Below are 24,329 nucleotides of genomic sequence, written 5' to 3'. Positions count from 1 at the left end.
TTGCACGCAATGGCCCAAATGGGCCCTTGAAAAGGGAGAGAAAATGCTTCGACCCAACATCCGCGGCGCGGCGGCAGCCTGGCGTCGCCCCGCACTCCTTGTGAGCGCGTCGCTGCTCGCCCTGTCCCTCACGGCCTGTTCCGACGCCGACGTGGCGTCCGACAAGGACAAGGCCGAGGGCACGAACCTCAAGATCGGCCTGATCATGCTCCAGGGCGACACCTACTACCAGGGCATCCAGACTGGTCTCGAAGCCGCGGTCAAGGCGGACGGTGGCTCGGTCACGACCGGCCTCTCGAACAACGACCCCGCGACCGAGTCGCAGGTCGCGCAGAACATGATCCAGAGCAAGGTCGACGCGATCCTCATGCAGCCGACCGGTGGCGACGCCTCGATCGCGACCATGCAGGCCATCCAGAAGGCCGGCATCACGCTGATCTGCTACGGCAACTGCACCGACGCCGCCCTGGAGCCGGAGAACTCCTCGGGTGTCATCCAGTCCGACAACACCGCGCTCGGTACCGGCACCGGTGAGGCCGCCGCCACCTACATCAACGAGAAGCTCGGCGGCAAGGCGAAGATCGCCATCCTCAACTGCGACATCGCCTCGGCGTGCAAGCTGCGCAAGGCGGGCTTCAAGAAGGCCCTCGAGGACGCCGGCATCGAGGCCGACTACGTCACGGACCAGGAGGCCTACCTGGCCGACAAGTCCACCGCGGTCACCGCCGACATCCTCACCGCCAACAGCGACGTGGACCTGATCTGGGCCTCGAACGAGGGTGGCACCGTGGGCGCCACCGTCGGCGTCAAGCAGGCCGGGTCGAAGATCCCGGTTTACGGCACCGACATCTCCGTCCAGCTCGCCGAGATGCTGCTCGACGCTGACGGCATCCTCCAGGTCACCACCGGCCAGGACCCGATCAAGACTGCCGAGGGTGCCTACGAGATGGCCAAGAAGGCCATCGCCGGTGACAAGAACGACCCGTTCGCGGTCGAGCTGCCCGGCATCGTGTACGACCGCGCGAACGCGGCCGGCGTCAACGACTTCATCGCCGCGTCCAAGTAGTACCGGACGGCAGGAGCGGGCGGTGCCGCCGACCCCACCGGTGGCACCGCCTCCTCTCGCCTTCCTGACCAGACCAGTCCGAACCGCCCCCCACAACGTCGAATCGAGGTGACCCCATGGACGCCGCTGTCCCGGTGCTCGACTGCAGCAACCTGAGCAAGAGCTACGGCCCGGTGAAGGCGTTGATCGACGTCGACTTCACCCTGCAGCGCGGCGAGGTCCGCGCGCTGCTGGGCAAGAACGGCGCCGGCAAGTCGACCTTGGTCAACCTGATCTCGGGCTCCGTGCAGCCCGACGACGGCACGATCCGCCTCAGCGGCCAGGAAGTCCACTGGGACGGGCCGGGTGCGGCCCGGGCCGGTGGCATCTCGGTGGTGCACCAGGAATTCAGCCTGGTCCCGGGGCTGACCGTGGCCGAGAACATCACGATGGGCCGCTGGCCGGCCCGCAACGGCTTCATCAACCAGGAGCGGCTCCAGGCCGAGGCGCAACGCGCCCTCGACATGCTGGGCGTCGATCTCCCGTCCTGGCAGCTGGTCGGCAGTCTTCCGATCGCCCAGCAGCAGATGGTCGAGATCGCCAAGGCACTGGTTGACGACCCCGACGTACTCATCCTCGACGAGCCAACCAGCGCCCTGAACGCGACCGAGGTCGACGTCCTGCTCGCGCTGATCCGGCGCCTCGCCGCCACGGGCGTCACCGTCATCTACGTCTCGCACCGGATGAAGGAGATCCCCCAGGTCGCGGACCGGATGACGATCATGCGCGACGGCCGCGAGGTCGCCACCCTCGGCATCGAGGAGGCGAACCCCGAACGGGTTGCCGCCCTGATCGCCGGCGAGGCCACCGAGGTGGAGGCCGCGACCTTCCACGACCGGAGCAGCGCGCCCGTGGCGCTGTCCGTCAGGAGCCTGGCCGTCGACGGCATCCTCAACGACGTCAGCTTCGACCTCCACCAGGGCGAGGTGCTCGGCATCGCCGGCTTCCTCGGATCGGGTCGGACCGAGCTCCTCGAAGCCATCTTCGGACTGCGCCACGACGTCAGCGGCGAGGTGCTCGTTGGCGGCAAGTCGATCCGGCGCCGCAAGCCGCGCAAGATGCTGGCCCAGCGCGTTGCGATGACCTCCGAGGACCGCAAGCACGCAGGCATCGTGCCCGCGCTCGGGGTCGGCGAGAACGTCGTGCTGACGGCCCGGGGACGGGTCCTTCCGAAGTTCTGGCTGCGGAGCCGAGCCGAGGCGAGGCTGCAGGCCGCGACCATCGACCAGCTCGCGATCCGCACCTCGTCACCGGCTCAGGAAGTCGGCACCCTGTCGGGCGGCAACCAGCAGAAGGCCGTCATCGGTCGCGCGCTCGCCGCCGAGATGCAGGTGCTGCTGCTCGACGAGCCGACCCGAGGCATCGACGTGCATGCCAAGACCCAGATCTACGGCTTGATCCGCGAGCTCGCGCTCTCGGGCCACTCCTCCATCTTCGTCTCCTCCGAACTCGAGGAGATGCCGCTGGTCTGCGACCGCGTCATCGTCCTCCGCGCCGGCCGGAGCTGTGAGGTCCTCGCCGGTGAACAGGTGAGCGCCGAGCGGATTCTCGCCCTGACCATGAAGGAAGCTGATTGAAATGGCCGTTGCAGACGTAGAAGTGCTGCAGAAGGTGCCCACCTCCCCGCTGGCCGCGGCGTTCCAGCGTGCGAAGGCCTGGGACGGGATCGGCCTGCTGGCTGTCCTGGTCCTGTTGTACGTCGTGCTGTCGCTGAAGTCGCCGTACTTCCTCACCACCGACAACCAGCTGAGCATCCTGCAGAACGCCGCGTTCTTCGGGATCGTGGCCTTCGCCATGACGCTGGTGATCGTGTCCGGCGAGATCGACATCTCGGTGGGATCGATGGCGGCCCTGTCGTCGTCGATGCTCGGCGTCTTCGTGGTGAACCACGGGGTGCCCATGCCGGTGGCCGTCGTGCTGGTCATCGCGGCCGCAGCGGCCATCGGGGCCGGGGCCGGTGCCATGCGCGCCTACTTCGGCGTGCCGACCTTCATCGCCACCCTGGCGCTCTACCTGGCGCTCAAGGGCCTGGCGCAGCTGCTGACCAACAACTTCCCGCTGCCCATCGACTCGGAGCGGTTCTTCTACTGGGGCGACGGCCGGGTGCTGGGCATCCCGGTGCCCGCGCTCTATCTCGCCGGCACGTTCCTGGTGCTGATCATCATCTCCAAGAAGACGGTCTTCGGTCGATCGATCTACGCCGTCGGCGGCAACGCCAAGGCCGCGGGCCTGTCGGGCATCAACGTCCGTCGGGTCAAGATCCTGGTCATGATGATCGTGGCGATCACCGCGGCCATCACCGGACTGCTGCAGACCGCGCTGCTGGCCTCCGGCAACAGCACCATCGCTGTCGGCCTCGAGTTCGACGCGATCGCGGCCACGATCATCGGTGGCGCGGCTCTGTCCGGCGGCAAGGGATCGATCGTCGGCACCGTGATGGGTGTGCTGTTCATCGCGGCCCTGCTCAACGGGATGGTGCTGCTCAGCGTCAATCCCTATGCCCAGCAGGTCGTTCGCGGAGCGGTCGTCCTGGCCGCGGTCCTGGTCAACGTCTGGCGCACCCGCAAGTCGTCGCTCGAGTAGCCGACCGCCCTCGCTGACGTCGCTCCCCAGAATCTCCGAGAGAGAAGAAGCAATCGTGATCAAGCTCAGCGAGATGCTCCCGCCGCGGCCCGAGCCGTGGTGGCAGCTCCTGCGTCAGTGCGGCGTCGAGAACGTCGTCGCCCTGCTGAACGGAGCCGAACAGGACCAGCGGATGTTCGCCTCCGTCGGTGGCACGGACTTCGGCAGCGCCAGCGGGGACGACGCCCCGTGGAGCCTGCCCGCGTTGCAGCACAACCAGGAGACCTTCGCTCGCGCAGGCTTCACCGTCGTCGCCTACGAGGACACCGCGCCGATGGACTGCGCACGGTTGGGACTGCCGGGCCGCGACGAGGAGATCTCGCAGGTCATCACGCAGATCCGCGCGATGGGCCAGCTCGGCATCCCGACGCTCTGCTACAACTGGATGGCCAAGGCCAGCTGGGGTCGCACGGATCCTGCCGTTCCCAGTCGTGGTGGCGCCCTGGTCTCGGGTTACAACCGGGCGGTGGGTCAGGCCCGATCGGCGCTCGTGGAGCCCGGTGAGGTCACCGAGGACCAGCTCTGGTCCGCTCTCGACTACTTCCTCGCGGCTGTCGTCCCGGTCGCCGAGGAGGCTGGCGTCCAGCTCGGGCTGCACCCGGACGACCCGCCCCAGGGCTGGGACCGCAACCTGCCCCGCATCATGAGCTCAGTGGCGGCGTACCAGCGGATGCTTGCGCTGCAGCCCTCTCCCGCCAACGGGATCACCCTGTGCCAGGGCAACTTCTCGTTGATGCCCGAGGTCGTGAGCGGCGAGGTCCCGCTGCCCGACCTGATCAGGAAGCTCGGCGGCCAGCAGATCGGTTTCGTCCACTTCCGCGACGTGCGGGGCACCGTGGAGGACTTCGTGGAGACCTTCCACGACGACGGACAGACGGACATGCCGGAGTGCATGCGGGCCTACGCCGACGTCGGTTTCGCCGGACCGATGCGGCCCGATCACGTCCCGACGATGGCCGGGGAGTCGAACGACCACCCCGGCTACGAGACGCTCGGCAGGCTCTTCGCGCTGGGCTACATCCGTGGTGTCGAGCAGGCGGCCTTCGGGCACCCGTCGACCCGAGAGAGCGAAGGAACCCTTCCATGAGTGCTGTGGCCACCGACCTGTTGGAGACCGTCAGCGACTTCCGGGGTCGCCGAGTCCTCGTCACGGGTGCCGGTTCCGGAATCGGGCTCGCCATCTCCCGGAAGCTCCTGGCTCGGGGAGCGGAGGTCATTGCCGTCGACCTGCGCATCGACGACATTCCCAACGGCGCCGTGGGGCTGAGCCTGGACGTCAGCAACGAGGCCCAGATCGCGGAGTCCTTGGAGCGGGTCAAGGAGCTCGGGCCCATCGACACGTTGTTCAACAACGCCGGCATCGGGTCGACGAAGAACGTGCTCGAGTGCGAGGTCGACGAGTGGGACCGGGTGTTCAACGTCAACGTCCGCGGGACCTACCTGATGTGCAAGCACCTGCTGCCGTCGATGCTCGAGAACCGGTACGGCGTGATCGTCAACACCGCGTCGGCAGCGGGCCTGATCGGGCTGCCGGACCGGGCGGCGTACTGCGCCAGCAAGGGTGCGGTGATTGCCCTGACCAAGCAGATCGCGGTGCAGTGGGCGTCCGAAGGCATCCGTTGCAACACGATCTGTCCCGGCACGGTCGACTCGCCCTGGGTCGGTCGACTGATCGACGAGGCCGAGGACCCTGTTGCTCGACGCCAACAGCTGGTCGGCAGGCAGCCGATGGGCCGTCTCGGCGCCCCGGGAGAGGTCGCTGAAGCCGCGATCTACCTCGCCAGCGACGCAGCAGCGTTCATCACCGGCACCGATCTGGTGATCGACGGCGGCATCACCGCCGGCTGATCCCAGCGATCCCGACCGAACCACAGCACCAGACACGAAGACCGAGAGAGACACCATGAGACTGGCAAATCTGCAGGGTCGGGCGACCCTCATGTTCGAGACGGGCATCGTCGACGTCGAGGAGGCGAGCGCCGGCGAATTCAGCCCCGACGTGCAGGCCCTGTTCCCGGTCTGGGACGCCTTCAGCGCCTGGGCGGCCAGCGACGCAGCGGCCGTCGCGACAGTCCCCGCGCCGGGGCCCTTGGGGGCGGCGCTCGAGGCCGTCGTCCCGCGGCCCGGACAGGTGTTCGCAGTGGGCCTGAATTATCGCGAGCACGCGATCGAGGCAGGCCTGCCGATTCCCGAGGTCCCGCTCGTGTTCACCAAGTTCCCGAGCTCCGTGGCGGCGCCCCATGGTGTCCTCGAGCTGCCCACCGACCAGGTCGACTGGGAGGTCGAGGTCGCGGTGGTGATCGGTCGGACCGCCCGCCGGATCTCCCAGGCCGAGGCCTGGAGGCACGTGGCCGGTGTGACCGGTTCGCAGGACTTCTCGGCTCGCGACGTCCAGCTCCTCGGTGGCGCCAAGCCACAGTTCAGCCTGGGGAAGTCCTTCGAAGGATTCACGCCGCTGGGCCCCGTCCTGACGACCGTCGACGAGTTCGACAACCCGGACGACATCGTCCTGGAGACCCGGCTCAACGGTGAGTCGGTGCAGAAGAGCAGCACCGCGGACCTGGTGTTCACGGTTCCGCAGATCGTGTCCTACCTCTCCCACATCGTGACGCTGCGCCCCGGCGACGTGATCCTGACCGGCACGCCGTCAGGTGTCGGCCTGGGGCTGCAGCCGCCGCGCTACCTCGTCGACGGCGACGAGGTCACGACGTACGTCGAAGGGGTCGGCGAGATGCAGCACCTGTGCCGCGCGCCGGAGGTCCCCTTCGACCCGATCGCGCTGCTCGCGTGAGTGCCGTGGTCCCGACGACCGCGATGGCCCCGGCCGACGTGATCGAGTTCCTGGTCGTCAGCGGACTGACGGACGCGGCCACGGACCTCTCGGTGGAGCCGCTGGGGGGCGGGGTCTCCTCGGACATCTGGCTCGTCCGGGACGGCGCGACGCGGTGGGTCGTCAAGTCGCCCCTGGCCGAGCTGCGCGTCACCGACGACTGGCAGGCCCCCGTCGAGCGCAGCCGTTCGGAAGCCCATTGGCTGCGCACCATCGGCCGCCTTGTCCCCGGTTCGTGCCCCGAGGTGCTGGCGTACGACGACGACCGCCACCTGCTCGCTCTGTCCTACCTCGCCCCGGAGGAGCACCTCCTCTGGAAGGACGAGCTCCTCGCCGGGCGGATGGACGTGGCCGTCGCCGCAGCCGTGGGTGACCGACTGGGCCAGATCCACCGGCTCACGTCGCTGGAAGCAGGTCTGGCCGACGAGTTCGCGACCGACCACCTCTTCGTCCCGCTGCGTGTCGAGCCGTACTTCGAGCGGGTGGCCCAGCGCTACCCGCGCCTCGGCGACTCGATCCGCGCCGTGGTCGATCGCACAATGTCCAGCAAGTTCGCGCTGGTGCACGGAGACGTCAGCCCGAAGAACATCCTGCTCGGTCCTGACGGCCCGGTCTTCCTCGACGCCGAGACGGCCTGGTGGGGCGACCCGGCCTTCGACGTCGCGTTCTGCATCAACCACCTGCTGCTCAAGAGCCTGCTCGCCGGCCACGATCCCGGCGTCCACGCTGCCGCGGTCGAGGCCCTCTTCGAGGCGTACGTCGACCACGTGACGTGGGAGGACAGGACCCAGCTCGAGTCGCGGGTGGCCGCCCTCCTCCCGGCCCTGCTGCTGGCCCGGGTCGACGGCCGTTCGCCCGTCGAGTACCTCGACGCGGACAGCCGTACCGTCGTGCGCCGGTTCACCGTCCCACGGCTCGTGGAGAGTCCTCGTGGCCTCTCCGAACTGCTCCACGACTGGACGGAGGCGCTGGCATGACCGACGTCATCACCGAGGTCCGGGCGCGGCGCGTGTGGGACTCCCGTGGCCGGCCCACCGTCGAGGTCGAGATCACCACGGCATCGGGCGCGCGGGGTCGCGCGATCGCACCGGCCGGTGCCTCCATGGGCAGCGGCGAGGCGACCGACCTTCGGGACGGGGGCACCCGGCTCGGGGGCCTCGACGTCCGGACGGCCGTGGCGAACGTCAAGGACGCGATCACGCCCAAGCTGCTCGGGCTCGACGTGGCCGACCAGTCAGGAATCGACCAGCTGCTCGACGACCTCGATCCCTCGCCCACGCGGAGCGTCCTCGGCGGCAACGCGACCGTCGCGACGTCGCTGGCGGTCCTGCACGCCGCTGCCGCATCCGTCGGTCTCCCGACCTGGCGGCACCTTGATCCTCAACCCGTCCGGATTCCCCGGCCCCAGGTGCAGATCATCGGCGGCGGCGCGCACGCGGCCCGCCGGGTCGACCTGCAGGACTTCATGGTGGTGCCGATCTCCGCTACCCGGATCGACGACGCACTCGAGCAGATCGCCGAGGTGTACCTCAGCGTGGGAGCGCTGTTCCGGAAGCGCGGCCCTGTGCTCGGCGTCGCCGACGAGGGCGGGCACTGGCCCGCCGTCGACCGCAACGAGCAGGCGCTCGAGCTGCTGACCGAGGGGATCGCCGCCACCGGCCTGGTGCCGGGCATCGACCTCGCCATCTCGCTCGACATCGCTGCCAGCGAGTTCGAGCAGGACGGGCGCTACACCCTCGCGTCCGAGGATCGCACCTACGAACGGGACGCGTGGCTTGACGTGCTCGAGGGTTGGCTCTCGTCGTACCCGATCGTCGCGATCGAGGACCCGGCCGGGGAGCACGACCCGACGGGAATGGTCGACTTCACCGCCAGGGCAGCCGGCCGATCGCTGGTGGTCGGTGACGACTTCCTGGTGACCGACCCCGCCCGGATCCGCGCCGCGGCCGCACTGGGCGCCTGTGACACCGCGCTGATCAAGGTCAACCAGGCCGGGACCGTCACGCGCACCGCCGCTGCGCACGGGGCCGCGCGGGATGCCGGCTGGGCAACGATCGTGTCCGCACGCTCGGGCGAGACCGAGGACATCTCCGTCGCACACCTCGCCGTCGGGTGGGGCGCGGACATACTCAAGGTCGGCTCGATCACCCGCAGCGAGCGGACCGCGAAGTGGAACGAGCTGATCCGGATCGATGACGAGCTGGGCGGCGTACCCATGGCGCCGTTCCCGCTCCCAACAGATGAACCGGCAGATGAACTGGCAGACGAAGGGGAGACGCCGTGAAGATCGGACTGGGCCTCTACCGCCACATGCTCACCGAGGACAACCTGCGCTTCGCCCGGCAGGCCGGAGCCACCCACGTCGTCGCGCACCTCGTCGACTACTTCAGCGGCGGGCCCCGGATTCCGGAGTCCACCGGACGGAGCTCCGGATGGGGACCCACCCACCGGGTCGGCAAGCCCTGGACCCTCGCGGAGATCGAACAGGTCAAGGAGAAGGTCGAGACGCAGGGCCTGGCCCTGCACGCCGTGGAGAACCTCGACCCCGGGCACTGGCACGACATCCTCCTGGACGGTCCGCGGCGCGACGACCAGATCGAGGGCGTCCTCGAGAGCATCCGGCTGCTGGGGGAGGCGGGGATCCCGCACCTGGGCTACAACTTCTCGCTCGCCGGTGTGTGGGGCCACCGCACCGGACCCTTCGCACGAGGCGGTGCCGAGTCGATCGGCTTCGACGCCGCGTCACTGGAGGACCAGCCGGAGATCCCGGTCGGCCAGGTCTGGAACATGGACTACGCCCCACAGGGCGAGGAGACCATCGGCGCGGTGTCGTCGGAGCAGATGTGGAGCCGGCTGGAGTACTTCCTCAAGGCCGCGGTGCCCGCCGCCGAGGCCGCCGGAGTACGCCTGTGTGCGCACCCGGACGACCCGCCCCTGCCGACCCTGCGCAACACGGCCCGGGTCCTGACCAGCGAGGCGGCCCTGCAGCGGTTCGTGGACCTGGTCCCGAGTCCCGCGAACGCGCTGGAGTTCTGCCAGGGGACCATCTCGGAGATGCACGACCTCGACATCTACGAGGTCATCGCCCGCTTCGCCGGTCAGGACCGGATCGGCTACGTCCACTTCCGCAACGTCGTGGGCCGGATGCCGAACTACCACGAGGTCTTCGTCGACGAGGGATACGTCGACATGTTCCGAGCCCTCCGCACCTACGCGGAGAACGGCTACGACGGGGTGTTCATCCCCGACCACACACCCCAGATGACCTGCGATGCCCCCTGGCACGCCGGCATGGCCTTCGCCCTGGGCTGGATGAGTGCCGCGCTGCGCGCGGTGGAGGAGGGACGATGACCGTCACCAACACTTCCGGGGACACTTCCGGGGACGTTTCCCGGCCGCTGTCGCCGTCGGAGCTGGACGCGCTGAGCATCACGCTGCGCAGCGCCCTGGTGTCCGACATCCTGGACGGGATGGGCCTGCGTGAGCAGTGCCTGGCTCCCGGCCTGGTGGCGGAGCGCACCGACCACACCCTGGTCGGTTACGCCTACAACACGCGGGCCGTCGTCATCGACGAGATGCCTGCGGATCCCTACACCGGCCTGCTCGAGGCCCTCGACGGGATCGGGGCAGGCGACGTCTACCTGATCTCCAGCAGCTCCGACGCTGCCCTGTGGGGCGAGCTCACCTCGACGGCCGTGCGGTCCCAGGGGGCGCGGGGCGCCGTCTGCGACGGCTACCTCCGCGACGTGCGGATGGTGCGCGAGCTGGGCTTTCCGGCCTTCTCGCGCGGCACCAGCCCCCGCGACTGCGCGGGCCGGGTCGAGATCTCGAGGGAGCCCGGGTCCCTGGCCATCGGTGGCGTCACCGTTGCCAACGGCGACCTGGTCGTCGGCGACGAGGACGGTGTCGTCGTGATCCCTGCCCACCTGATCGAGGACGTCGTCACCGCTGCACTGGAGAAGTCCGCGGCCGAGTCGGAGTTCCGGACGGCCGTGCGCCAGGGCATGAAGCCGTCGGAGGCCTTCGAGCGCTTCGGCGTGCTCTGAGGACTCCGCCATGCCCCTCGACGACCTGATCACCCTGGACCTGATCACTTTGGCGGACGACGACCTCGAGGTGGTGGTCGACGTCGGCCGTGGCGCCGACATCCTGTCGCTCACGCACCGACGTACGGCGGTCGACGTACTCTTCTCGACGCCGTGGCGCGAGCGTGCCGACGCCATCCGCGCCGGCCGCGCCAGGCCGTCGTCGTACGACGAGGTCGCGGTCTTCCTCGAGCAGTACCGCGGTGGCTGGAACACGTTGTGCCCCAACGCCGGTCCGCCGCGCGCGGTCGCCGGCACTCCCGTGGGCTTCCACGGCGAGGCGGCGACGGCGCGTTGGGACGTCGTCGCCCGGACGGACACCGAGCTGCGGCTCCGTCTGTCCCTGTTCTCGGTGCCGGTCTCGATCGAGCGCCGCATGGTGCTGACCGGTGACGGCACGCTCCTCATCGAGGACGACGTCACGAACGACGGCCCGGACCCGCTCGTCATCGACCACGTGTCCCACCCGGCCTTCGGAGGCGCGTTCCTCGACGGTCGCTGCACGGTCGAGACCAACGCACGTCACTACACCGCGGACCCGGAGACGGCAGGCAGCTTCGTCGAACCCGGCACCGAGCATGCCTGGCCCTGGGCGACGGGCGACGGCCACCGCGTGGACCTGCGCGAGGTTCCGCCGCCCGGTACCGAACGGATGGCCTTCGGCTGGCTGTCCGGCTTCGGCGACCCCTGGGCCGCGATCACCAATCACGACCTCGGACTCACGGTCCGGATCGCGTGGGACGCCACCCATCAGCCGTACGCCTGGTTCTGGCAGGAGCTCAACGCCACGCAGGGCTTCCCCTGGCACCGGCAGGCGCGGGCGTTCGCCATCGAGCCGTCGAGCACCATCACCAGCGGACCGGACCGGGCGAGCGTGCTGAGCCTCGATCCCGGCCAGACCGTCGACATTCCCCTCACCATGACCCTCTTCGAGACGAAGGATCGCGCATGAGCAGCGAACACGAAGGACGCGTGGCCCTGGTCACCGGAGGTTCCCTGGGCATCGGCTCGGGCGCCGTGCGTGCCCTGGCCCGGCACGGCTCCGCGGTTGCGGTGCACGGCCACGACCTGGCCCAGTCGGAGGCGATGGCAGCGGAGGTGCGCTCGCTCGGCGGCCGGGCGATCGCTCTGGCGGGCCCGATCGAGGACCCGGCCACGTCGCTGGCCGCTGTCGAGGCGACCCTCGAGGAGTTCGGTCGGCTCGACACCCTGGTCACCTCCGCCGGCATCCAGCGGTACGGCGATGCGGTGTCGACCAGCCTCGAGACCTGGGACGAGGTGATGGGAGTGAACACCCGGGGTGTGTTCCTCACCGCCCACGCGGCGTTGCCGTACATCCGCCAGAGTCCCGCCGGCAGCGTCGTCATGGTCGCCTCGGTGCAGGGCACCGCCTGCCAGGCCAACGTCGTCGCGTACGTCGCCAGCAAGGGCGCCCTGATCGCGATGGCCCGTGCGATGGCGATCGACGAGGCGTCGTACGGCGTCCGGGTGAACACCGTCAGCCCGGGCTCCGTCGACACCCCGATGTTGCGGACCTCCGCCGCGGAGTGGAGCGACGGCACCCCTGAGGGGATCGAGCGGACCATTGCCAACTGGGGCACCGCGCACGCCCTCGGCAGGGTGGCGAGCGTCGACGAGATCGGCGAGGCGATCGCCTTCATCGGCGGCCCGCGGGCCTCGTTCATCACCGGCGACGACGTGCGCGTCGACGGCGGGCTGCTGGCCAGGATCGCGGCCGCCCTGCCCGAGAAGCCCTGAATCCACCCACCCTGGAGACGAGACCGATGACCCGACCGATGATCCGTGACATCAAGCCCGGCGACGTGCACATCGCCGTACGAGCCCGCAGCCGCGTCGGCGAGGGACCGGTCTGGGACGCGGCCACCGGCCAGGTGCACTGGGTCGACATCCTGTCCGGACAGGTCCACAGCAGCGACCTCGGCGACGGTACGACGACCTCGGTGACCGTGCCGACGTGGGTCGGTGCCGCCGTGCCGATGCTCGGGGGCGGCTTCGTGGCCGCGACCAGGGAGGGCTTCGCCCAGATCGTGAACGGCGAGCTCGGGGCCGTGGACGCATTTCTTCCGGACGGGATCCGGATGAATGACGCCAAGTGCGACCCGGCCGGCCGTTTCGTGGCCGGCAGCTGTGCCGAGGACTTCGCGCGCGGTGCCGGTGCCCTGCACCGGCTCGAGGCGGACGGGAGCCACTCCGTCGTGCTGGAGGGCCTGACGCAGCCGAATGGACTCGGCTGGAGTCCCGATGGCGGCACCTTCTACCTCGTCGACACCCAGGACCTGGCTGTCCACTCCTTCTCCTACGACCTCGCCTCCGGCGAGCTCTCGGACCAGCGGGTGCTGGCCCGGTTCGACGTCGAGGCCGACGGCTACCCGGACGGGTTGGCCGTCGACGCCGACGGTTGCCTGTGGATCGCCATGTGGGCCGGCTCGTCGGTCCTGCGGATCTCGCCCGAGGGTGAGCGGGTGGGCCGGATCGACCTGCCCGTGCCTCAGACCACGTCGTGCGCGTTCACGGGTCCCGGGCTCCGGGACCTGTGCATCACGAGCGCCGCTGAGTCACTGACCCTGTCCGAGGATGCGCCGGACGGCTCGGTCTTCCTCGTCTCCGACGTCGGTGTCGCCGGCGTCCCCGTCGCGACGTTCGCGGGTTCGGTCCGGTGACCTTCCCGCTGTCGTTCCGTCCGGGCTTCCAGATCGTCCCTGTCTGCAACCTGACGACGCCGGAGGAGGCATCGCCGCTCGGCGGGGCCCTCCTCGCGGGAGGGATCCCGGTGGCCGAGGTGACGCTGCGGAGCCCGGATGCGCTGGTGGGCCTCAAGAGGCTGGCCGGCGTCGACGGACTGACGGTGGGTGCCGGGACGGTGCGCACCGCCGTACAGCTCCGTCGAGCGGTCGACGCCGGGGCGAGCTTCGTGGTGAGCCCGTTGCTGACCGAAGGACTCGCCCTGGCCGCGCGGGACGCGGGTGTCCCCTTCCTTCCGGGTGCGGTCACGGCGAGGGAGATCCAGCTGGCCGTCGACGCCGGCTTCACCACCATCAAGTTCTTCCCCGCCGAGCCGTCCGGGGGCCTGCGGGTGCTCCGTGCTCTCTGCGAGGTGTTCCCAGAGGTCAGGTTCGTGCCCACGGGCGGCATCTCGGCCGCGACGGTGCTCGACTACCTGGCCCATCCCCAGGTGGTCGCGGTGGGCGGGAGCTGGATGCTTCCGCAGGGACTCCGCGCTGCCGGTGACTGGGCCGGTGTCACGGCCGAGGTCGCTGCCTGCGCCCGACTGATGGCCTCGAGTCCATGACCACCACGACATCGGTCCAGACGATCGGCGAGTGCATGATCGAGCTCGTCCGGGGTGCCTCCCGGCGGGTCCGGCTCGGCTACTCCGGCGACACCTACAACACCTCGGTGTACCTGCATCGCGCGGCAGCCCAGCTGCAGGCGCCTGTCCGGGTGCGGTTCCTCACCGGGGTCGGGGCGGACCACGAGTCACGACTGATGAGGGCTCGGTGGCGCAGTGATCGTGTCGAGGACGACGCCATCGTCCTGCCCGGCACGTTGCCCGGCCTGTACCTGATCTCGACCAACGGAGACGGCGAGCGCTCCTTCAGCTACTGGCGGAGCCACTCCGCTGCCGCGAAGTTGTTCGTCGGCAGCGACTGGATCGACCGCGTCGATGCCGACCTGGTCTACCTCTCGGGTGTCTCGCTCCAGCTGATGAGCGACGCGTCGCGGGCTGCGTTGGTGACCCGGCTGGGGGTGCTACGTGGACGGGGGACCCGGGTCGCCTTCGACAGCAACTACCGGCCGACCGGCTGGAGCGATGCGGCGCACGCCCGGGTCGCGATGGAGGCAGTCCTGCAGGTCACCGACATCGCATTGGTCACCCTCGAGGACGAGATCGCGCTGGGCGCCTGTTCGGACCTGGTCGGGTGCACGCAGCGCCTCAGCGACCTCGGCGTCCGGGAGGTCGTGGTCAAGGTGGGCAGCGAGGGTGTCTGGCTGTCGACGGACGACGGACTCACTCACGTGCCCACCAGCCCGGTCAACCCCGTCGACACGACGGCCGCCGGCGACAGCTTCAACGGCGGCTACCTGGCCGCGCGGATTGCGGGCAAGGACCTGTTCGAGGCTGCGAAGGTGGGCAACGCGATCGCCGGGCAGGTCGTCCGGCACAGCGGTGCGATCGTGCAGGCACACCACATGCCGGTGCTCCAGCACTGACCGGATTCCGGCGTTGCCCGGAGCTCCTCAGACGGGCTTGGCGTAGGCCATCACACCTGAGTCCAGCAGGACGCACGGCTCGTCGCCGACGGTCCAGGCGTCGTGCCCGGGCTGGATGAGTACGACGTCGCCGGGGCCGATGTCCATCTCGGTGCCGTCATCGAAGCTGACGGTCATCTGGCCCGAGACGCAGAAGCCGGTGTGCCGCACCTGGCACGAGTCGGTGCCGGCGATGGGCTTGACGTCCTCGGACCATCGCCAGCCGGGCTCGAAGACGCCGCGGCCGAGGGTGAAGTCGTCCAGCGTGACGACGTCCATGTGCCCGTGCGCCTGGAAGGGACGGGTTTCGTGCGGGGTGTTCATGTTCTGCTTCTCGGACGCCATGACGGTGCCTCTCGGGGATGGGTGGCGTCAGGTGGTCAACGGCTGCGTCCCGAGGTCGACGGTCGATTTCCGAACCGGACTGGATCTTCGACGGTACGCCTGTTCTGCCCCCGTGGCGTCGCTCGTCAGCCGGTGATCCGCAGGTCGAGCCCACCGACCCGGGTGGGCTCGATCCGGAGCTCGGTGTCCGTCGATCCGGCGCCGAGCAGGGCGTGGTTCGTCAGCCACGAGCGGGTCTTCTCGAGGGACGCTGCGCCGAGGACGAGGCGAGCGAGTCCGTCCCGCACGCCCGCCTCGAGGACGAGGGCCGGACCTTCGCCGAGCACCCACCGGTCACCGGTGCCCGTGGCTGGATCGAGGAGCCGTTGCCAGCGCTCCCGGGCGGCGTCGACGTCGCTGGCGGTGACGACGACCTCGCGGACGCCGGTCAGCCCGGGGCCTGCCGCCTGGGCCGCGGCGAACCGCTCCGCGTCGGCCTCTCGTCGGGCGGGGACGTCGTGCCCCCACTCGCAGACGGCGAGGTATTCCGCGGAGGGTGCCAGCAACCCTGCGGCCATCCGGCCGAGTCGTCGGCCCGATGCGATCCGGCCGGCCGCTGCGGCCACCGTCAGTGAGCCTCGGGTGCCCGCCACCATCGCGCGGGCGCTCGGTCGGGAGACGATGGGCGTCGCTTCGTTGAGGACGCCGTCCAGCGGAAACACCCGCCAGTTGGGTCCATCGGCGTCGTGTCGGTACGGCGTGTAGGTCTCCGGCCGCGTGTGGGGGCCGGAGAACGCGAGCGGTGCCATGTGGGCAATGGCCCGGTCCTGCAGCTCAGCGCTCGCGGCCGCGGCGGTGGTGTCCGGCTCGAAGACGATGCCGGCCAGCGTGATGCCCTCGCCCGGTTGCGGCCCGCCCCGCTGGCGCGTCGACTCCAGGGTCATGTTGCCCACGCCGAGGATGATGAGCTCGAAGGTGGGACAGCCGACCTGAGGGGCGCTGATCGGCAGGGCGAGCACCTCGGCCAGCACGGCGGCGGTGCCCTCGGGGTCCCTGCTGGCCACGTTGACGTGGTCGATGCGTGTGACCGCCGGACCGCTCATCAGACGGACTCGAGGGCGATCGGCACGCCGTTCAGGTGGGCCATCCCGGCCAGTCGTTCGATGTCGGCGACCTTGCTCGAGGTGAGGTCGTTGACGTTGGCGCCGCCGGCCTTGTTCGCCCGCTCCCAGCCACCGCCGACGTGGCCCCAGCCGTGCGGCACCGCGACGGTCCCTACCCGCACCTCGTCGGTGAGCAGCGCGATCGTCTCGATGACCCCGTGCTCCGAGCGGATCCGGACCAGGCCGCCGTCGGCGATGCCCGACGTCGCGGCATCGGCCGGGTTGATCCGGGCACGGTGCTCACGCTTGCCCTTCATCAGCAGCTCGCTGTTGTGCATCCAGGAGTTCTGCGAGCGCAGCTCGCGCAGCCCGATCAGCCGGAGCGGGTACGCCGCGTCGTCGACGTGCCGGTCGCCCAGACGCGCGAGCTCCTCGGCGATCTGTGGCGGGTCGAGGCGGACCTTGCCCCCGCGGTGTCGGACTGCGTGCTCGAGCTGCCCGGTCGCGGCGTGCTCGCCCAGCACGACGCCGTGCGGGTTCCGGCGCATCGTCGCAGCGTTGAGTCCGCCACGTCGCAGGCCGAACCGGTCGCCGTACGGACCCATGCGGAGCAGGGTCTCCATGATTGCGCGCGGGGTCAGCCAGACCGGCGAGAGCCGATGGGCCAGCGCGACCGGCTTGCCCACGTGGCGCAGCGGCCCGAGCATGAACATCGCGACGCCCGCCCGTCGGGCGATCTCGTCGACGATCTCCCATTCCTGCCGTGCTTCGCCGTACGGCGCCAGGACCGCCTCGGTCGACTGGAAGAAGGGCGTCGGCGCTGCCGAGGCGATCGCGATGGGGAAGTCCTCGCGCTCGAGGAAGGTCGTCGAGGGCAGGACGTAGTCGGCGTGGCGGTTGGTGTCGTTGACGTACAGGTCCAGCGACACCAGCAGCTCGAGCTCGGGGAGCGCCGCGGACAGCGCCTCACCGTTCGGGACCGAGAGGACGGGGTTGCCGGCGACGAGGAACATCGCCTTCATCTGCCCCTTGCCGGGTGTCGTGATCTCCTCGGCCATCAGGGCAGCGGGGAAGGAGCCGATCACGTCGGGGAAGTCGCCGAGTCGCGAGCGCTTCGCGTCGTACGACGCCAGGCCGACGCGCTCGGCGAGGTCCTCGAGCGGGATGGCCCCCCGGCTGAACAGGGTGCCGCCGGCGCGATCCAGGTTGCCGGTGACGATGGTGAGCGCGTCGATCAGGAAGCTGACGAGCGTGGCGTGCCGGCCCAGGCACGCACCCGTGCGCCCGTACGCCGACGCGCTCGGTGCCGTTGCGAAGTCCCGGGCCAGCTGCCGGACGGTCGCCGCGGGCACGCCGGTGACGGCCTCCGTGGTTTCGGGGGACTGGTCGGCGGCTGCGGTGCGGAGCAGCTCGACGCCCCGTGACTGCTTGCGGAGCGCGGCTTCGTCGGCCAGCCCCTCCTCGAAGATCACGTGCAGCAGGGACAGCAGCAGCCAGGCGTCGGCGTCCGGCTTGATCGACACGTGCTCGAAGGCACGCGCGGTCTCCGATCGGCGCGGGTCGACCACGACCACGCGACCGCCGCGGGTGGTGATCGCCTTGAGCTGGTCCTTGATCCGTGGGGCGTTGATCGCGCTGCCGTGGGACACGAGCGGGTTGGCGCCGAGGACGAGCAGGAAGTCGGTGCGGGGGAGGTCCGGGAACGGCAGCTGCGTCAGCGCGCCGTACAGGAGCTGGCTCGCGACGAACCGGCTGTTGATGTCCTGCGAGCCGGCGGAGTAGAGGTGCTCGGAGCCGAGGCCCTTCATGAAGCCGGCGACCCAGAGGGTCGTGGAGTAGGAGAAGGCGCTCGGGTTGCCGTAGTACATCCCGACCGAGCGGCCGCCGTACGTCGACCGGACCTGCTTGAGCCGCGCCGCGATGTCGGTCAACGCGTCGTCCCAGCTCACCTGCTCGAACTCACCCGACGGAGTTCGCCGCAGCGGGTGCAGGACCCGGTCGGGGTCGTTCTGGACGTCGGTGAACGCGATGCCCTTCGGGCAGGCCTGGCCGCGCGACAGCGGATGGTCCTGGTCGGGGCGCAACGAGAGCAGTCGGCCGTCCTCGACGGTCGCGACCAGCCCGCACAGCGGCTCGCAGATCCGGCAGTACGTGACCTTCTGTTCGACCGTCATGGAGCCAGTGTGACTCAGGTTGATGTCAGATGTCGCTGGTGAGCTCGAAGGCCCGCCGACGACTAGCGTGTCGAGGATGAACGATGACGCCCATCGCAATCCTTCCGAGGTCAGTTCCCGGCGCAGCTGGTTCGACGAGCTGGCCGCCCGCGCCCAGGACATTGCGTCCCGTGACCTGTTCTTCCTCGCGATCGTGGGCCTCACCGTGCTGTGGCTACCGACCTACTTCCTGATCCACTCGGTCTCGAAGTGGTACATCGCCTTCGTGCTGCCCGCCGAGATCCTCACCCTGTTCCTCGTGGTGCTGCTCGAGAACCACAACCGACGGTCCGAGCAGGCGCTGCACAGGAAGCTGGACGCCTTCGCGGCAGCGCTCGCCGCGATCGCGGCGGACTCCGGGTCGGAGGAGGTCCGGCAGCACGCCAAGGAGCTGCGAGCCGCCGTCGGGCTGCAGGACCGGGAGAGCAGCGACTAGCTGTGATGTCCAGGGAGCGTCTCGATACGTCCTCGCCCGGCGGCTCGGACTACTCGACGATCCTGGGAACGAGCGCCAACGCCCGCTCGGCCATCGGCAGCGCCGCCGCCCGGTCCTCGGGCACCAGGCCGACCCGGGTACGACGGTCCAGCAGGTCGTCCACGTCGGCAGCGCCTTCGTGCGTGATGGCGAAGACCAGCTCGGCGAGCGTGACGCCCTGTGGGCCGGGAGCCAGGAGCTCGTCCTCGGTCAGCCCGGTGACATCGACCGCGTTCGACAGCACCAGGGCGGCCTCGGTACCGAACCGTCGTACCAGACGGGCGGGGGCCTCGAGGAGCGCGAGCTCCTCCCGCGAGGCAGCCCCGAGCAGGGGGAGCGCCCGGGTGAGGCACGGCGCCTGGGTCAGGCCGATGGCGTCGACCGCGTCCTCGGCCATCTGCCGGTAGGTGGTCAGCTTGCCGCCGACCACGGTCACCACGCCGGTGGGCGAGGTGAGCACGGCGTGCTTGCGCGACAGGTCCGCGGTGGAGCCGTCGGAATCCAGGAGCGGCCGCAGTCCGGCGTAGGTGCCGATCACGTCGGAGCGACGGATCGGCCTGTCGAAGGCGGCTCCGACGACGTCGAGCAGGAAGCCGATCTCGGACTCGGTGCCCTGGGGGACGTCGGGGATCTCGCCGTCGGTCTCCTCGTCGGTGAGTCCGACATAGATGGTGCCGTCGGGCTGGGGGAGGGCGAACACGAAGCGGCTGGTCGTGCCGGGGACCGGCACGGTCAGGGCAGCCGCGAGGCCGGGAATGGTGGACGCGCGCACCACCAGGTGGGTGCCGCGTGACGGCTTCAGCTTCACGTCCTCGACCAGCGACCCGGCCCAGACGCCGGTCGCGTTGATGACCGCGCGGGCGCTCACCTCGACGCTCTCCCCGGTGAGCTCGTCGCGGAGGACCGCCCCCTTGCCCGTGGCCGAGAGGACCCGGGCGCGGGTGCGTACGTCGGCACCCAGCGAGGCTGCGGTGCGGGCCAGGCAGGTGACGAAGCGGGCGTCGTCCTCGAGCTGGCCGTCCCAGCTGAGCAGTCCGCCGCGCAGGCCTTGCTGGCGCAGTGAGGGAGCCAGGCGGAGCGCTTCGTTGCGGGAGATCCGGCGCGGGCGGGGGAGTGTGTCGGCACTCGTGCCGGCGCTGACCCGCAGGGCGTCGCCGGCGCGGAAGCCGGCGGAGGCGAGCGCGGCCTGGGCCGACGAGACGCTGGACATCAGGGGCAGCAGCATCGGCATCGGGTGGCTCAGGTGGGGAGCCGTCGACTCCATCAGGATCCCGCGTTCCACGGCACTCTCGCGCGCGACGCCGACCTGTCCGTTGGCGAGGTAGCGGAGCCCGCCGTGCACCAGCTTGCTGGACCACCGCGACGTACCGAAGGCGAGGTCGTGGGCATCGACGGCGAGGACGGACAGGCCGCGCGAGACGGCGTCGAGGGCGACGCCGGCACCGGTGACGCCGAGCCCGATCACGAGCAGGTCGACCGAGACGGGCGCGTCGGCGAGGCCGGGGCGGAGGCGGGTGGGGGACGACGTCATGGTGCGAGATACCTCCGGACGAGTGCGGCGAGCTCGGTGTCGAAGTCGTCCTGGGTCAGGTCGTCGTCCTGCATCGTGTGCGCCGAGATCGCGAACCCGTGGGCGGCGAGCACGAGGGACCGGGCCAGCAGCAGGGGGTTGCCCGCGCGGACGGCGCCGGCAGCCTGGGCCTGGGCGAGACGGTCGGCGAGGGCGCCGATGATCACGTCCTGCGAGCGACCGCGCCGGTCGATCAGGTACGGCAGCAGCTGCTCGGGGTCGACGTCGATGATCCGGCGGAACAGCTCGTTCTCGCGCAGCACGGACACCGCGGCCGCCAGTCGACGGGCGATCACGTCGAGGGGCCCGTCCTCGTCCAGCTGGACCTCGTTCACGACCTGCTCGATCTGGGCGACCCACTCGCGCGTCATCAGGTCGGCGAGGATCGACTGCATGTCTGGATAGGCGCGGTAGACCGTCATCCGGGACACGTCGGCGCGACGCGCGACATCGGTGAGCGTGGCGCGCTTCCAGCCGACCGTGAGGATCACCTCGCGGGCCGCGTCAAGGAATCGATCCTTGTTACGAACTGACGTCATATGTCACACTGTAACGCATGAGCCAGGAAATGCACCCCCAGCGGTGGGGCAATGCCGCCGAAGCCGGTCCGCTTCCCGAGTCGACCCAGGGCCTCGTCGAGCTCGCCTTCGGCTCCGCGAGTACGCCGGCCGTCGACTCGGTCTCGCTGCCCGCTCCTGGCATCTCGGAGGACCTGGTCGCTGGCCTTCGCGACGTCATCGGCGCCGAGAACGTGCTCACCGACGACGACAGCCGCCGGGTCCGCACCCGCGGCAAGTCGACCCCGGACCTGCTGAAGGCCCGTGCCGGCGACCTGTCCGACGCCCCCGACGTCGTCGCCCGTCCCGGCTCGCACGACGAGGTCGTCCAGCTGCTCGCCTGGGCCGTCGACCACCACGTCGCGGTCGTCCCCTTCGGCGGCGGCACGTCGGTCACGGGCGGGCTGGTCGCCCGCCGCGAAGGCTTCGCCGGCCTGGTCAGCCTCGACCTGATCCGGCTCAACCAGCTGGTCAGCGTCGACCCGATCTCGATGACCGCGAAGCTGCAGCCCGGCATGCGCGGACCCGAGGCCGAAGCGGCCCTGGCGGCGCACGGCATGACCCTCAGCCACTTCCCGCAGTCCTTCGAGTTCGCCACCATCGGTGGCTTCGCCGCGACCCGCAGCAGTGGCCAGAACAGTGCGAGCGTCGGGCGCTTCGACCAGCTGGTCGTCGGGCTCCGGGTCGCGACGCCGGTGGGTGAGCTGGTCGCGGGCTCCGCGCCCCTGAACGCCGCCGGTCCGGACCTCCGCCAGCTGGTCCTCGGCTCGGAGGGCGCCTTTGGCGTGATCACCGAGGTCACGGTGCGGGTCCGCGCGATCGCCGCCGAGACGGCGTACGAAGCCTGGCGCTTCGCCTCCTTCGCCGCCGGCCAGGCCGCGATGCGCCACCTCGCGCAGAACCAGGTCCTGCCGAGCATCATCCGGCTCTCGGACGAGAGCGAGACGGCGCTCAACCTGGCCAGCCAGACCGCCGTGGGGGCGGAGGGCGCGACCGGCTGCCTGATGATCGTCGGCCACGAAGGGGCGTCGATCGCCGTCAAGCGCGCGGTCGTCACCGAGGCGCTGACCGCACTCGGCGGCGAGCCGCTCGGCGAGGAGCGCGGCAACGCCTGGCTCGCGGGACGCTTCCACGCGCCGTACCTCCGTGACTCGATGCTCGACGTCGGTGTCCTGGTCGAGACGCTCGAGACGGCCACCTTCTGGTCCAACACCGACCGCCTGTACGCCGCCGTGAAGTCCGCGCTCGAGACCAGCCTGGGGGAGGGCACCCTCGTGCTCTGCCACGTCTCGCACGTCTACGAGACCGGTTGCTCGCTCTACTTCACCGTGGCAGCCAAGCAGGGCGACGACCCGCTGCCGCGCTGGCTGGCCGCGAAGGCCGCCGCGTCCGACGCGATGATCGACTCCGGCGCCACGATCACCCACCACCACGCGGTCGGCACCGACCACAAGGCGTGGCTGGCGCGCGAGATCGGGCCGGTCGGCGTGGCCATGCTGCGCGGCGTGAAGGCCACCGTCGATCCGACGGGGATCCTGAACCCGGGGGTGCTGATCCCGTGAGGTCCTTCTCCTTCCTGGTGAACCCGCTGTCCGGCGGCGGTGCGGCTCCGGCGGCCGTGGTCCCGGTGGCGCGACTGCTGCGCGACGCCGGCGCCGAGGTCGAGGTGACCTACTCGCCCGGCCCCCGGGCCACGCTCGACCTGGTCAGGGCCGGGGTCGCCCGCGGCGACGTCATCGTGGCGGTCGGCGGCGACGGCATGTTGTCCTCGATCGCCGGTCAGGTCGCGCAGGAGGGTGGCGTGCTGGGCATGGTCCCGGCCGGCCGCGGCAACGACTTCGCGCGGATGCTGAAGCTCTCCGAGGACGCCGAGGTGATCGCGAAGGTCCTGCTGACGGGCGAGGAGACCCCGACCGACCTGATCGAGGTCACCCTGCCCGGCGGTGAGCCGCGTCTGGTCGCCGGCTCGGTCTACTCGGGCGTCGACGCCCGCGCCGGCGAGATCGTCGACAAGGTGCGCTGGATGCCCGCGAAGGTGCAGTACCCCTACGCCGCGCTGCACTCGCTGGCGACGTACGTCCCGTCCACGTTCCGCGTCGTCGTCGACGGTGAGGCGCACACGTTCGTCGCCGCCACCGTCGTCGTCGCGAACTCCGGCTACTACGGCAAGGGCATGCACATCGCCCCGAGCGCATCGGTCACCGACGGAGTCCTCGACGTGATCGTCATCGAGGCCGCGTCGCGCCGCGAGATGGTCAAGGCCCTCCCCAAGGTGTACGACGGCTCGCACATCGCGCTCGACCAGGTGAAGGTGCTGCGGGGTACTTCGGTGGAGATCAGCGGCACTCCGTCGGTCCCGATGGGCGGCGACGGGGAGCCGCTCGGGATGTTGCCCACGTCTCACGACGCGCCGGCGGTTGTGCGTGTCCTGCCCGGTGCCCTGAAGATCCTCACGTGAAGTTCCTTGATCATGAAGCCGCCCTGACGGTGATGGCCGACAAGATGGCCGAGCTCAAGCCGAAGCTGCGCGGGTGGCTGCACGCCGGTTCGATCCCGTTCGTGATCGCGGCGGGCGCGGTCCTGATCGTGCTGTCGCCCACGGGGGAGACCCGGGTCGGCTCCGCCGTCTTCATCGGCTCGGCCCTGCTGCTGTTCGGAGTCTCGGCGATCTACCACCGCGGCACCTGGCAACCGGCGATCTGGGCGCTGCTGCGCCGTTTCGACCACGCGAACATCTTCGTCCTCATCGCGGGCACCTACACCGCCTTCGCGATGCTGCTGCTGGACGGCAGCTCCCGGGTCGTGCTGCTCTTCGTGATCTGGTGCGCCGCCCTGGCCGGCGTGCTGTTCCGGGTGTTCTGGACCGGGGCGCCGCGCTGGCTCTACACGCCGATCTACATCGGCATGGGCTGGGCCGCGGTGTTCTTCATCCCGGACTTCATCGACGGCGCCGGCCAGCTCGGCACGGGTGTCGCGATCACCACGCTGGTGCTGGTCGCGTCCGGCGGCATCCTCTACACGCTCGGCGCCGTGATCTACGGACTCAAGAAGCCGAACCCGAAGCCGGAGTGGTTCGGCTTCCACGAGGTGTTCCACACGTTCACGATCCTCGCGTTCGTCTGCCACTACATCGCCGTGTCGCTCGCGACCTATGCGCTGAGATGACCCGGAAG

24 protein-coding genes are annotated in these 24,329 nt (G+C 70.2%); 19 read left to right on the top strand and 5 right to left on the bottom strand.

Translation table 11 applies throughout. The annotated features are described in order from the left end of the window. The first annotated feature begins 43 nt into the window (after nt 1-43). The 15 genes from ASD84_RS03270 (at nt 44) to ASD84_RS03200 (ending at nt 14,875) form a co-directional block, all read left to right on the top strand. On the top strand, nt 44-1,066 hold the full coding sequence (locus tag ASD84_RS03270; RefSeq protein WP_056706615.1) for a substrate-binding domain-containing protein: 1,023 nt from the start codon (nt 44-46) through the stop codon (nt 1,064-1,066). A gap of 116 nt (nt 1,067-1,182) precedes the next feature. Beyond that, complete coding sequence (locus tag ASD84_RS03265; protein WP_056706613.1) at nt 1,183-2,682, top strand: sugar ABC transporter ATP-binding protein; 1,500 nt, start codon at nt 1,183-1,185, stop codon at nt 2,680-2,682. A gap of 1 nt (nt 2,683) precedes the next feature. Beyond that, nucleotides 2,684-3,688 (top strand): ABC transporter permease, encoded by a 1,005-nt coding sequence (locus tag ASD84_RS03260; protein WP_156391552.1) that lies wholly within the window; start codon nt 2,684-2,686, stop codon nt 3,686-3,688. A gap of 55 nt (nt 3,689-3,743) precedes the next feature. Beyond that, a complete protein-coding gene (locus ASD84_RS03255) occupies nt 3,744-4,814 on the top strand; it encodes a mannonate dehydratase (RefSeq protein ID WP_056706610.1) in 1,071 nt (356 codons plus the stop codon). Further along, nucleotides 4,811-5,575 carry an SDR family NAD(P)-dependent oxidoreductase gene (locus tag ASD84_RS03250; protein ID WP_056706607.1) on the top strand — a complete coding sequence of 255 codons (765 nt, stop codon included), beginning with the start codon at nt 4,811-4,813 and terminating at the stop codon, nt 5,573-5,575. The genes ASD84_RS03255 and ASD84_RS03250 overlap by 4 nt, the downstream gene beginning before the upstream one ends. Nucleotides 5,576-5,630: 55 nt before the next feature. Then, nucleotides 5,631-6,518, top strand: coding sequence for a fumarylacetoacetate hydrolase family protein (locus ASD84_RS03245; protein ID WP_056706605.1), 888 nt, complete (start codon nt 5,631-5,633; stop codon nt 6,516-6,518). Further along, nucleotides 6,515-7,534 (top strand): phosphotransferase, encoded by a 1,020-nt coding sequence (locus ASD84_RS03240; protein WP_156391551.1) that lies wholly within the window; start codon nt 6,515-6,517, stop codon nt 7,532-7,534. The genes ASD84_RS03245 and ASD84_RS03240 overlap by 4 nt, the downstream gene beginning before the upstream one ends. Beyond that, entirely contained in the window at nt 7,531-8,841 is a 1,311-nt protein-coding gene (eno, locus tag ASD84_RS03235; RefSeq protein ID WP_056706603.1) for a phosphopyruvate hydratase, read from the top strand. The genes ASD84_RS03240 and eno overlap by 4 nt, the downstream gene beginning before the upstream one ends. Further along, nucleotides 8,838-9,908 carry a mannonate dehydratase gene (locus ASD84_RS03230; protein WP_056706601.1) on the top strand — a complete coding sequence of 357 codons (1,071 nt, stop codon included), beginning with the start codon at nt 8,838-8,840 and terminating at the stop codon, nt 9,906-9,908. The genes eno and ASD84_RS03230 overlap by 4 nt, the downstream gene beginning before the upstream one ends. Next, a complete protein-coding gene (locus tag ASD84_RS03225) occupies nt 9,905-10,603 on the top strand; it encodes an RraA family protein (RefSeq protein WP_056706599.1) in 699 nt (232 codons plus the stop codon). The genes ASD84_RS03230 and ASD84_RS03225 overlap by 4 nt, the downstream gene beginning before the upstream one ends. A gap of 10 nt (nt 10,604-10,613) precedes the next feature. After that, on the top strand, nt 10,614-11,594 hold the full coding sequence (locus tag ASD84_RS03220; protein WP_056706596.1) for a DUF4432 family protein: 981 nt from the start codon (nt 10,614-10,616) through the stop codon (nt 11,592-11,594). Beyond that, on the top strand, nt 11,591-12,400 hold the full coding sequence (locus ASD84_RS03215; protein WP_056706595.1) for an SDR family NAD(P)-dependent oxidoreductase: 810 nt from the start codon (nt 11,591-11,593) through the stop codon (nt 12,398-12,400). The genes ASD84_RS03220 and ASD84_RS03215 overlap by 4 nt, the downstream gene beginning before the upstream one ends. Nucleotides 12,401-12,426: 26 nt before the next feature. Continuing rightward, nucleotides 12,427-13,323: an SMP-30/gluconolactonase/LRE family protein gene (locus tag ASD84_RS03210; protein ID WP_056706593.1), complete on the top strand. Its 897-nt coding sequence runs from the start codon at nt 12,427-12,429 to the stop codon at nt 13,321-13,323. After that, on the top strand, nt 13,320-13,952 hold the full coding sequence (eda, locus tag ASD84_RS03205; RefSeq protein WP_200954392.1) for a bifunctional 4-hydroxy-2-oxoglutarate aldolase/2-dehydro-3-deoxy-phosphogluconate aldolase: 633 nt from the start codon (nt 13,320-13,322) through the stop codon (nt 13,950-13,952). Before ASD84_RS03210 ends, eda begins: the two co-directional genes overlap by 4 nt. Next, entirely contained in the window at nt 13,949-14,875 is a 927-nt protein-coding gene (locus ASD84_RS03200; protein WP_056706591.1) for a sugar kinase, read from the top strand. Before eda ends, ASD84_RS03200 begins: the two co-directional genes overlap by 4 nt. Before the next feature lie 27 nt (nt 14,876-14,902). Here the strand turns inward: ASD84_RS03200 and ASD84_RS03195 are convergent, their stop codons facing one another. The 3 genes from ASD84_RS03195 to ASD84_RS03185 all read right to left on the bottom strand — a co-directional run bounded on the left by ASD84_RS03195 (nt 14,903) and on the right by ASD84_RS03185 (nt 18,515). Next, entirely contained in the window at nt 14,903-15,259 is a 357-nt protein-coding gene (locus tag ASD84_RS03195; protein WP_056706589.1) for a cupin domain-containing protein, read from the bottom strand. A 125-nt stretch (nt 15,260-15,384) separates the two neighbouring features. Further along, complete coding sequence (locus ASD84_RS03190) at nt 15,385-16,341, bottom strand: hypothetical protein (protein WP_056706587.1); 957 nt, start codon at nt 16,339-16,341, stop codon at nt 15,385-15,387. Beyond that, nucleotides 16,341-18,515 carry a molybdopterin-dependent oxidoreductase gene (locus ASD84_RS03185; protein WP_056706586.1) on the bottom strand — a complete coding sequence of 725 codons (2,175 nt, stop codon included), beginning with the start codon at nt 18,513-18,515 and terminating at the stop codon, nt 16,341-16,343. Before ASD84_RS03185 ends, ASD84_RS03190 begins: the two co-directional genes overlap by 1 nt. Before the next feature lie 76 nt (nt 18,516-18,591). On the opposite strand from ASD84_RS03185, the gene ASD84_RS03180 reads away from it, so the two are divergent. Further along, on the top strand, nt 18,592-18,990 hold the full coding sequence (locus ASD84_RS03180; RefSeq protein WP_056706583.1) for a low affinity iron permease family protein: 399 nt from the start codon (nt 18,592-18,594) through the stop codon (nt 18,988-18,990). 49 nt (nt 18,991-19,039) lie between these two features. Here ASD84_RS03180 and ASD84_RS03175 read toward each other — a convergent pair whose 3' ends face one another. Continuing rightward, nucleotides 19,040-20,560 carry a glycerol-3-phosphate dehydrogenase/oxidase gene (locus ASD84_RS03175; protein ID WP_056706581.1) on the bottom strand — a complete coding sequence of 507 codons (1,521 nt, stop codon included), beginning with the start codon at nt 20,558-20,560 and terminating at the stop codon, nt 19,040-19,042. Continuing rightward, a complete protein-coding gene (locus ASD84_RS03170) occupies nt 20,557-21,138 on the bottom strand; it encodes a TetR/AcrR family transcriptional regulator (RefSeq protein ID WP_056706579.1) in 582 nt (193 codons plus the stop codon). The genes ASD84_RS03175 and ASD84_RS03170 overlap by 4 nt, the downstream gene beginning before the upstream one ends. A gap of 17 nt (nt 21,139-21,155) precedes the next feature. Here ASD84_RS03170 and ASD84_RS03165 point away from each other — a divergent pair, with 17 nt between their 5' ends. From ASD84_RS03165 to trhA, 3 genes are read left to right on the top strand one after another with little or no spacing between them, the layout of a single operon-like run. Beyond that, the gene (locus ASD84_RS03165) at nt 21,156-22,718 is read left to right on the top strand and encodes an FAD-binding oxidoreductase (RefSeq protein WP_235530955.1); all 1,563 of its coding nucleotides are present in this window, start codon (nt 21,156-21,158) and stop codon (nt 22,716-22,718) included. After that, nucleotides 22,715-23,614 carry a diacylglycerol kinase family protein gene (locus ASD84_RS03160; protein WP_056706575.1) on the top strand — a complete coding sequence of 300 codons (900 nt, stop codon included), beginning with the start codon at nt 22,715-22,717 and terminating at the stop codon, nt 23,612-23,614. The genes ASD84_RS03165 and ASD84_RS03160 overlap by 4 nt, the downstream gene beginning before the upstream one ends. After that, nucleotides 23,611-24,321, top strand: coding sequence for a PAQR family membrane homeostasis protein TrhA (trhA, locus tag ASD84_RS03155; protein WP_235530953.1), 711 nt, complete (start codon nt 23,611-23,613; stop codon nt 24,319-24,321). The genes ASD84_RS03160 and trhA overlap by 4 nt, the downstream gene beginning before the upstream one ends. Nucleotides 24,322-24,329 lie beyond the last annotated feature (8 nt).

Source organism: Nocardioides sp. Root682 (genome assembly GCF_001427795.1).
GTDB lineage: Bacteria > Actinomycetota > Actinomycetes > Propionibacteriales > Nocardioidaceae > Nocardioides.
This window is presented reverse-complemented; position numbering and strand designations above follow the sequence as displayed.